Below are 3,767 nucleotides of genomic sequence, written 5' to 3' on the forward strand. Positions count from 1 at the left end.
GGTTTCTCAAAAACAATGGAGCTGTTATCGAGATTAAGCACAGAAACATCAGAACGAGATCTTTGAGCGATATCAAGGAGATTGCCATCATCATCTTTTTCATTTTTGCTGATTTTCAACGTCCATGTTGTATCGTTTTTCAGATCAAAGCGTGTTTGCCCATTTTCGTCATTTCTTACACCGCCTTGTAAGACAGAATGATCTGCGGTTAAAGTAAACATTCCAACAGGCTTTGTCTTCTGCTTTATGTTTTTGAATAACGTATCTGCAAGGATTTTTGAATTTTTGAGATTAATTTTCCCCATTGATTCCTCGGTATATATTCCAATACCATTTTCAACGATCAGATTTGTATTGGTCAAATTAACTTCACCGTTTTGCCAATCTTGTGGAGTACGACTACTTAGGCCCTTTAAATTATTTTGAGACAAATCTGCAAATAACGTATTTTTAGTCAAATCTGGAAAATTGTTAACCAAATCTGAAAAATTGTTAGTCAAATCTGCAAAATTCACCCCAGCAACCCCTGCTGTTGCAGAAGTATTTGCGAGATCAATATGTCCATTGCTCTCTACCGATAGTGCAACTATTGTTGCATCTATTTTGTTTTTAGCGTCATTGACCATCTTAATCGTGCTATTCTTGGATGCGACAAGTCCAAAATCAACTTTTCCAATCGTTGTTTTTCCGTTTAATTCAATGGCGCTATTTTCAGTAGCAAATGCACCTGAGCCAGGCAGTTTGAAGATTTCCTCATCGATTTCAATAATTATTTTACGTCCTTTTATCGTTAATTCTTCGCTTGTGATTTTGCCTCCGTTCCGTGCATTAAGACCTGTGGGAATATTCGTAATTGTTGTTTTTCCGTTTAATTCAATGACGCTGTTTGGGCCCTCAGCTAATGCGCCTGTAGCTGAATCTTCGCCATTTTTTGTGAGTACAACATCTTTAACATTAATATATCCACCCAAAATTGCATATAATGAATTATTACTCCCAGTAACAGTTCCTCCTGTCATGAAAATTTTTGATTGCTCACCAATGGCATTCAGCGCATTATACTCAGATGAAATGATTTTCGCACCATTGTTTAAAGTAATGCTACTGCCGTTTTGAGCAATTATTGCTTCTCTTTTTGCCTCAAAAGATCCGCCGGTAATTGTTATTTGAGATTTGTTATCTGCTAAGATGCTGTTTTTTGCTTTCGTGACGGTTACATTATTTAAAGTGACAATACTTCCTTTGTCAGCACTTATTCCTTTATCCATAAGAAAGTCATCATTTCCGCTTGATATTTTCACATCTTTCAGCGTGTTTTCTTTGCTGGTGGTGTTAAGAAATGATGCACCTACTGCTTTGTCTCCTGTGACCTCAATCGATCCTCCGGTCATTTTGATTGTCGCATCATCACTTTCGGCTTTAACACCGATCGAAGCATTTTTAATTGTTGTGTTACCATTTAATTCAATAGTGCTGTGACCTCTTGCAAACGCACCGAATCTTGTTCCTTTACCATCTGCTGTGAGTACAACATCTTTAACATTAATATATCCACCAGCTTTTGTGTATAATACACTATTGCTCCCAGTAACAGCTCCCCCTGTCATAAAAATTTTTGATTGCTCATCAATGGCATTGAGCCCATCACCGTTAAGTGATGTGATTTTTGCCTTATTGTTTAAAGTAATGATACTACCGTTTCGAGCATTGATTGCTGTTTCTTTTGCCTCAAAAGATCCACCGATAACTGTTATTTGAGTTTGGTTATCTGCAAAGATGCTGTTTTTTGCTTTTTTAACAGTTATATTTTTCAAAGTGAGTTTACTTTTTTTTTCAGCTCTTATTGCGTTATAGGGTTCGCTGTTTTCACTTGTTATTGTGACATTTTCCATATTTCCGTTACCAGCATTTAGCTGAATAGCGGTTTTATCAACGTTGATAGAACCTCCTGTCATTTTGAATGTAGCGTTATCCGATATATTAACGCCGTATTCATAGGAAGATTTAGTTCCAAGTGGAGCACCAATGATGGTATTGTCCGATAATTCAATCAAACTATCGGATCCTTTAACGGTGACAACGGTTGTAACAGATGGTGGTGTTGGAGAGGTACTCCCCAGCTTTAAATTCTTGCCGATGATTTTTCCACCCGTTTCTGCCCAAATATTATCGTAGCTTTCTTTAGAGACTTCCATTTTTTTTCCATCAGAAACTTTAAGTTCTTCCGCTTGTGTTTTGTGGTAGGTCCCAAATAATAGAATTGCTGCAATTGCTGTATACGATAAAAGAGACTTTTTAGACATTTATGTTCTCCTCACTTAAATTAAGCTACAAATATTTTTCCTGTTTTCCATATCTCCACTTGTTATAAGAAGAACAAACAATATAAGAAAATAAATAATGGTCTATAAAAAACATTCTTCCTGATCACTATTTTATAATTTACTTATAGTCAAATTAAAAAACATAATAATTAATGTATATATTTACATTTAAGTCATATTATATTTATAGTTTTATTTATTACGTATTAAATATATAATTAAAAATATTAAAAATGATATTTAAGGACAATATTATAAGCAAATGATCGTTGTTTGCTTGTACTTTTTTAAGGGTATCACAGTAATGTCATATATTTTGATGCATTAAGGAGAATAAAGGGGGGACAGCATCGTTGGGAACAGCCGTCAGCAAAAATTAAAAAAGTTTATTTAATTTTAGATCTGAGGTGTTTTATACTGGATGTAATGTGTTTTATAAATATGCTAAAGAGCACTGATTGATGCTTTTATAAATCTTAGTTTCTTCTTGAGTATTTTGATAAAGTGGTTGATGTCTTTGTTTTTTTGGTGTATTTAATTAAGTTATCTGCGTAAAGAAATATTTTGCAGTATGTTTTCTGTGTAAAGAGGAAAATAATAGTAGCTTGTGCTTTTTATCTACTTACGACAGTAAAACTTTACATTTTCTTTTTGCTTTGAGAAAAAGGGGGAGGGGATTTTATGAAGCAAGCGCGATTTATCAATAAACATATATGATTTATCAATAAATACATATAAGGTGTTTTTTCTGAAAGTTTTACTTTCACTTGGAGATGAAGCGCTTTGCGACATTTTTGTTTATGAGAGATAAATGCCATTCAATATCTAAGACAGCGTAAGGGGCAGATTTCTCAAAATCACTGAATTTATTCTCACCCTTAAGCATAACCACCCGCTTTAGTGCATATTTTCATTCTTTTGCGCAAAGACTGCTACACGCATTTCACACTCCCCAATTCCAGCAAATTGGCAAGACCTTCCACAGCTTTCTTTTCAGGATTATAACGAAAGCGCTTTTTTGCCTGTGTACGAGCAGCTACTTCAATCTGGTATGCATCAAAAACAATACCTAGCTTTGTCAATCAATAAATCTTGATGGAGATGATCTTGGGAGGATAAAAAACAAAAGCTATTCGAACGATCTTTTTATGAAAGGGTGTCAAGAATAAAAAAAGGCAGCGTATTGTGCTGCCTTTTTTGATGAAGTGTACAGAAATAACAATATACCTGTTGTTATAAAGTTTTGCCTCAAAACTGATAGCGTATTCCTCCTGAAAAATTTGCACCACTTATACCAGTTTTCTGAAGCTTTTGTTGATAGCTTACATCACCATGAAGGGAGAAATTGTGAGACAGTTGCGCATTAATGCCAACGCCGCCTTCAATTGCAGGTCCCATAGGATCAAGGTCAAAATCTCTGCCAATCCGGATGGTACCATCATC

General features: G+C 34.9%; 2 protein-coding genes and 1 pseudogene. All 3 read right to left on the bottom strand.

What is annotated here, in order from left to right:
• Nucleotides 1-2,303 (bottom strand): annotated as a pseudogene (locus ACFIML_RS08890) (autotransporter outer membrane beta-barrel domain-containing protein); the annotation flags it as partial.
• Nucleotides 2,304-3,256: 953 nt separating this feature from the next.
• Nucleotides 3,257-3,406: a hypothetical protein gene (locus ACFIML_RS08895; protein ID WP_375607570.1), complete on the bottom strand. Its 150-nt coding sequence runs from the start codon at nucleotides 3,404-3,406 to the stop codon at nucleotides 3,257-3,259.
• A gap of 166 nt (nucleotides 3,407-3,572) precedes the next feature.
• The coding region (locus ACFIML_RS08900) for an autotransporter outer membrane beta-barrel domain-containing protein (protein WP_375607571.1) at nucleotides 3,573-3,767 on the bottom strand (195 nt) is incomplete at its 5' end.

The sequence above is a fragment of the Bartonella sp. AC62GZZY genome, assembly GCF_042196525.1.
Taxonomy (GTDB): domain Bacteria; phylum Pseudomonadota; class Alphaproteobacteria; order Rhizobiales; family Rhizobiaceae; genus Bartonella.